At 49.5% G+C, this 6,200-nt stretch carries 4 protein-coding genes; 2 read left to right on the top strand and 2 right to left on the bottom strand.

Going from position 1 to position 6,200, the window contains the following annotated elements; genetic code table 11:
* Nucleotides 1-41: 41 nt before the first annotated feature.
* The gene (locus ACTHMC_RS04170) at nt 42-1,184 is read left to right on the top strand and encodes a hypothetical protein (protein WP_440411074.1); all 1,143 of its coding nucleotides are present in this window, start codon (nt 42-44) and stop codon (nt 1,182-1,184) included.
* Nucleotides 1,185-1,311: 127 nt separating this feature from the next.
* Here ACTHMC_RS04170 and ACTHMC_RS04175 read toward each other — a convergent pair whose 3' ends face one another.
* A complete protein-coding gene (locus ACTHMC_RS04175; RefSeq protein ID WP_440411076.1) occupies nt 1,312-2,106 on the bottom strand; it encodes a hypothetical protein in 795 nt (264 codons plus the stop codon).
* 213 nt (nt 2,107-2,319) lie between these two features.
* Nucleotides 2,320-4,452 (bottom strand): ferrous iron transport protein B, encoded by a 2,133-nt coding sequence (gene feoB, locus ACTHMC_RS04180; protein ID WP_440411078.1) that lies wholly within the window; start codon nt 4,450-4,452, stop codon nt 2,320-2,322.
* A gap of 212 nt (nt 4,453-4,664) precedes the next feature.
* On the opposite strand from feoB, the gene asnS reads away from it, so the two are divergent.
* On the top strand, nt 4,665-6,101 hold the full coding sequence (gene asnS, locus ACTHMC_RS04185) for an asparagine--tRNA ligase (protein ID WP_440411080.1): 1,437 nt from the start codon (nt 4,665-4,667) through the stop codon (nt 6,099-6,101).
* Nucleotides 6,102-6,200: the final 99 nt, after the last annotated feature.

Consider the following 6,200-nt stretch of genomic DNA (forward strand, 5'->3'; position numbering starts at 1 on the left):
GTACCATGTTTTGAGTCTAAACCAATATAATATAACCCTATATGAACCGCATTTTTACACTTCTCTCTTTTTCCCTGGTACTGGCAGCCTGCGGCGGATCCAAGTTCCGCGCTCCGGCAACGGAAGACAAGCCCCTGTTTGCGGCTATCAACGAGTTGATCAAAAGACCTGACAATGCAAAAGCACAGAACGACCTGAAATACTTCTTTGATCAGTCCGTGACCCGCCACGAAGAGGCAGTTGCCGTTTACAGGAATAGTGCAGATCCCGCAAAGTGGGACAGGATGCTGCAAGAGCTGGATGCCCTTCAAAAGATCTACACCGCTACCGTAGCCATCCCCAATGCTACCAGGTTTGTACAACCGAAGAATTACCTGGGTGAATTGCAGGCAACCCGCGAAGACGCTGCAGAATTTTACTACCAGGATGCTATGGATAATTTTGAAAGAGATAACAGGCAGAGCAGTATCAAAGCCTATAATCTCTTCAGAAAAACATCTTCTTATATTGACGGATACAAGGATGCCAACAATCTCAGTCGCGAAGCCTGGGAGAACAGTATCATAAATGTGGTGGTAATGCCGGTGAGGGAAGACTTTCCCGGGTTCTTTCGGGAATGGGATGAAGGCTCCCGCTACAGGGCGGATTACTTTCAGGAACAACTGGTGCGCGAACTTGGTGGCAGAACGGCTTCTTATTACCCTGCCCGCTTCTTCACTGACCTGGATCTCACCCGCGAATATATCAAGCCCGAATGGGTACTGGATGTAAAATGGGATTATATCAATACCAGCGCAAGTATTCCTTCTACCGATAAAAAACAGGTGTCGAAAAGCATACAGGCTGGAAAGGATACCACAGGTAAACCGAAATACGAAACGGTAACGGCCACTATCATCACCACATCCCGCAATATCAGCGTGAGAGGGAATCTGAATTACAGGATCTATGAATCTTACGGCGGCAAAACGATTGACCTGGGTAATGTAGCGGATAATGTAAGCTGGACCGAATACTCCTACACTTACACGGGCGACAGGCGTGCTCTGTCAGATCAGCAAAGGGATATGATGCGTACCCGCAATTTCGATCGCGGCCCGTCCAAGAACGAAGTGATGGATGCCCTGATGAAAAAAATGTTCCCCGACCTGCGCAGAAGACTGGAAAGACCACTCTCTTCTTAAAATATTTCGTCTGATAGATGGTTATTCAATTACCCCAAAAGCAAAGAGGTCGCATTACGCGACCTCTTCTTATTGGAAAGGCGGAATAGTGAACAAAAGAAAAGAGTGAACAAGCAAAAAGAAGAGATCAGTCCTTCAGTCCATTTACCAGCGCTTTCAGGCCACTGCTGGTACTTTCAGACATCAACTTATCTGAAACCATATTATCTCCGATGATTTCTTTGAGGCCCTGGCTGGCAATTCCTTTCACCAGCCATTCAGCCACCAGATCTTCAGTAGTTGGTTCAACGGAGGCATACGTTTCATCAACAGCTTCTTCCCAATTGCCTTCATTCTGACCGGCGATCTGGTTGCTGTAATTGGGGTTTCTCATGCCCGGAGTCCAGGCAACTTCCAGGTTCACCCCCGGGTTTACAAAACGATAGCCAGGATAAGGAATATAGGTATCTGCTTTTTCTGCAGCCACAACTTTAAGCTGATCGCTTTTCTGGCCGGGCTCCCACTCGGTTCCACTGATCTCTCCGGTTATATTGCGGGTAAACCGGTAACCTGGCATGGGCATCCAGTATCCTTCCTGTGTAGTGGACCAGGCTTTGCACAATGGGTGCACAAGACCGGCTTTCCAGGAAGTTTCAAAATTGCCCGGTTCATTGTTGGTAAAGTCGTAGCCGGGAAGGGGCACCCAGTTATTAACCTGCGTGCCAGCCTGCACATTGTATTGTGGGTGTTTGATACCAGGCATCCAGCTTACTTCGGTCCTGTCCCAAAAATTGCGCGGTCCGTTCTCATAACTGCCCTTCCAGGCATATCCATATTCAGGCTCTTCTTTGAACAGCCCTGTGATCCTTACTCCATCAGTCTTTGCCACTTTAAAATGCCAGACGGCAGCAACGAGAACTACCAACCCAATGATCTTTCCCATAAACGAGTTTTTAAAATGAAATAATTGACGGAACCTGTTTTGGGTACGGGGAACAAACCTGGTGCATGTAAGCACCGGCGATCATTTTGCGGTAGGGGTAAGTTGTGGTGAATCCAAAAACCTGAAGAATTATCTAATATATCGATTTAATAGCAAAAGAAAAAGGCGCTCCTTAAAGATTGGAGCGCCATTGGAATTATTTATCAGATTTATTTATTTGAAGACCTGGTAGAACAGCAGGCTCATGAAATAAGCCAGTGCCGTCATATAAGCCAGCTGGATCAGGGGCCATTTCCAGCTTTTGGTCTCCCTTTTCACAATGGCCAGGGTGCTCATGCACTGCATGGCAAAAACATAGAACACCATCAACGACAAGCCCGTAGCCAGTGTATAAACTTTAGTTCCATCGGGTCTTTGAGCGGCATTGAGCTTTTCCGCGAGGGTTGCTTCATCCGCATCGTCGCCGCCTTCCACACTGTACAGGGTGGCCATCGTTCCCACAAATGCTTCGCGGGCAGCGAAGGAAGTAATGAGAGCGATGCCGATCTTCCAATCGAAGCCCAGCGGTCTGATAGCCGGCTCGATGGCATGACCCAGGATGCCTGCATAAGAATTGGCGAGCAGGGCTGATCCTTTCTGTTGCTCCAGTTCCGCTACTTTCACGGAGTCTGCCTGATGCTGCTCGATGAGCGCGGCATATTCCGTTTCTACCGAAGCCATGCGGTCTTTCGGACCGTAAGAACTGAGTCCCCAGAGAACAAGAGAGATCACCAGGATCACCTTACCGGCTTCAAATACGAAGATCCTTGCCTTGCTGATCATCGTTATCACTGCATTCTTCCAGCGCGGGGCACGATAAGTGGGCAGTTCAAGAATGAAGAAACTTTTCTCGTTGATATGGATGAACCACTTGGCCACCCAGGATACCACCAGCGCCATTACCAGTCCAAGAAGGTAAAGGCCCATCATCACTAACCCCTGCAGACTCAGGAAACCCAGGTACAGTTTGCTGGGTATCACCAGGGCAATGAGGATGGAGTATACAGGCAGGCGGGCACTGCAGCTCATCAATGGCGTAACCAGTATGGTGAGTAATCTTTCTTTTTTGTTCTCGATGTTGCGGGCGCTCATGATGGCGGGCACCGCACAGGCAAAACCACTGATCATGGGCATTACGCTCTTTCCGTTCAGGCCTACTTTACGCATGAGCTTATCGGTAAGAAAACTGATGCGGGCCATGTAGCCAGTATCTTCCAGCAGGGTGATCAGTCCGAATAGGATCATGATCTGCGGGATGAAGATCACGATACCGCCGATACCTGCGAGGAGGCCGTTGATGATCAGGTCGCTCCACCAGGTGGCGGGCATCCACCCATTCATCCATCCGGTAAGTGCGGCAAAGCCCTGGTCAATCCAGTCCATGGGGTAACCGGCCAGCCAGAACACGCTCTGGAAAAGAAGGAACAACACAGCCAGCAGGATCACATAACCCCAGCGGCGGTGCAGCAGGATATCATCCAGCTTTTCTGTGAGCAATGATTTTTCCAGTGGAGAAGGCTCGGTAACCGCCTGCTTCATGATATTGCCGATACGCTGGTAGCGCTGCAGGATCTCTTCTGCCTGGGTTTTGGTATGGTTGAACTGGTTCTTTTCTTCGATGGACTCGATGCTTTGTTGCAGGTGATCGTCCAGGTGAAAAGACTCGTGATTGATCAGATAATGGATGGCCTTGTAATCGCTCATGCCGGGGATCAACGCTTTTACGCCGTTTACGGCGGATTCGGCCAGGCCTTCATTATTGATAAAGTCCCGCACCGGCGTTTTGTACAGCTGCTGGGCAGTCTGCTCGATGGCCCTTTTCAGTTGCGGAATGCCTTTGTTCTTGCGGGGGTTGACGGGGATAACGGGCACACCCAGTTCCCGCTCCAGCTCCGGTACGTTTATCCGGATGCCCTTGCTCTTGGCCAGGTCCATCATGGAAAGGCCGATCACAACGGGGATCTTGAGGTCGATGATCTGGGAAGCGAAGAGCAGGTTACGCTTCAGGTTGCTGGCATCTGCTATCAGCACCACCAAATCGGGGGCTGCCACCTGTTTGTCCTGCTGCATAAGCACACGATAAGCCACCCACTCATCTTCCCGGCGCGGGTAGAGACTGTAAGTTCCGGGCAGATCGATAACGGTGGCCGAAAGACCGGGCGCAATGGTAGTAGTGCCGGATTTCTTGTCTACGGTTACGCCGGGGAAGTTGCCTACTTTCTGGTTCAGACCCGTCAACACGTTGAACAGGGAACTCTTGCCACTATTGGGGTTACCGACTAATGCGATATTTATTGTTGATTTCAAGACCTCTGGGTATGGTACAAAACTGCAAATTTACCGAATTCATCCGGGCGGGATTTACGATTTGAGTAAAAATAGAGGGGTAAAAACCCATTCAAAGCCCGGATTAACAGCTAAAACAGCATTTTTCCCCTTAAATTCTGACTGCCGCTGTTTATCTTTGCTTCCCGCCTGCAAAAGCAGGCTTTTTACTATTTTTTTAAATCTGCAGAATTATGTTCAACAAAAGAGTCAAGATCAAGGATCTGCTGGCCACCGAACCATCGGGCCAGGAAGTTACAGTCATGGGTTGGGTGAAAGGTTTTCGCCAGAATCAATTTATTGCGCTGAATGACGGCTCTACCAATAATAATCTGCAGGTTGTTGTTGAGCTCGGCACTCAGGATGAGGCCATCCTCAAAAGACTCACTACCAGCGCCTCCGTTAAAGTTACAGGAGAACTGGTGGCCTCTCTCGGAAAGGGACAGAAAGTGGAAGTAAAGGCCAAAACCCTGGAGATCCTGGGCGACAGCGATGCGGAAGCGTATCCTATCCAGCCTAAAAAGCATAGCCTGGAATTCCTGCGCGAAAAAGCGCATCTCCGTTTCAGGACCAATACTTTTGGCTCTGTATTCCGGATCCGCCATACCCTGGCTTATGCCATCCACAAATTCTTTAACGATAAAGGATTCGTATACCTGCATACGCCCATCATCACTGCCAGTGATGCCGAAGGCGCCGGTGAAATGTTCCGCGTTACCACCCTGCCTTTAGATAACCCTCCCCGCAATGAGGATGGCAGTGTAGATTACAGGGAAGACTTCTTCGGCAAAAGCACCAACCTCACCGTAAGCGGACAGCTCGAAGGCGAGCTCGGCGCAACGGCATTTGGTGAGATCTATACTTTCGGCCCAACATTCAGAGCGGAGAACTCCAATACGGCCCGTCACCTGGCTGAGTTCTGGATGATTGAACCTGAAATGGCTTTCTGCGATCTGGAAGACAATATGAACCTGGCCGAGGAATTCATCCACTACGTGATCAAATATGCGCTTGAGCATAACCGTGAGGATATCGAGTTTCTGGCACAGCGCCTGGCGGAAGAAGAGAAATCCCTGCCGCAGGACAAGCGCAGTGAAATGGGCCTGATGGAAAAGCTGGAGTTTGTGGTGAACAACAAGTTTGAGCGCATCACGTACACAGAAGCGATAGACATCCTGCTGCAGTCACCTGCTTACAAAAAGAAGAAATTCCAGTATGAAGTGAAGTGGGGTGTGGATATGCAGAGCGAACACGAGCGCTACCTGGTGGAAAAGCATTTCAAGAAGCCGGTGATCGTTACCAACTACCCGAAAGATATCAAGTCGTTTTACATGCGTCTCAACGATGATGGCAAAACCGTAGCAGCCATGGATATCCTGGCTCCCGGAATTGGTGAGATCGTTGGTGGGTCACAGCGTGAAGAGCGCCTGGATAAACTGGTAGAGCGCATGGAGCAGATGCATGTTCCTGTTGAAGAACTGAGCTGGTACCTGGATACCCGCCGATACGGAACAGTGCCGCACGCCGGCTTCGGACTTGGTTTTGAAAGGCTGGTGCTCTTTGTTACCGGCATGACCAATATCCGCGATGTGATTGCCTTCCCGCGCACCCCCAAGAATGCTGAATTCTAAAAAAAGAAAAATATCGAAAAAAGTGGGGTGAACATTGGTAAGCCCACATTTTTTTAGAAATTCCCAATAGCTCGCGTGCCCCGCGATTGAAATATATTT

Origin of the sequence: Pseudobacter sp. (genome assembly GCF_051955275.1) — a bacterium.
Classification (GTDB): domain Bacteria; phylum Bacteroidota; class Bacteroidia; order Chitinophagales; family Chitinophagaceae; genus Pseudobacter.

What these genes read in the sequence shown, in the direction of transcription:
- ACTHMC_RS04170 (WP_440411074.1), top strand. Translation starts at nt 42, where the DNA reads ATGAACCGCATTTTTACACTTCTCTCTTTTTCCCTGGTACTGGCAGCC.
- ACTHMC_RS04175 (WP_440411076.1), bottom strand. Translation starts at nt 2,106, where the DNA reads ATGGGAAAGATCATTGGGTTGGTAGTTCTCGTTGCTGCCGTCTGGCAT.
- asnS (WP_440411080.1), top strand. Translation starts at nt 4,665, where the DNA reads ATGTTCAACAAAAGAGTCAAGATCAAGGATCTGCTGGCCACCGAACCA.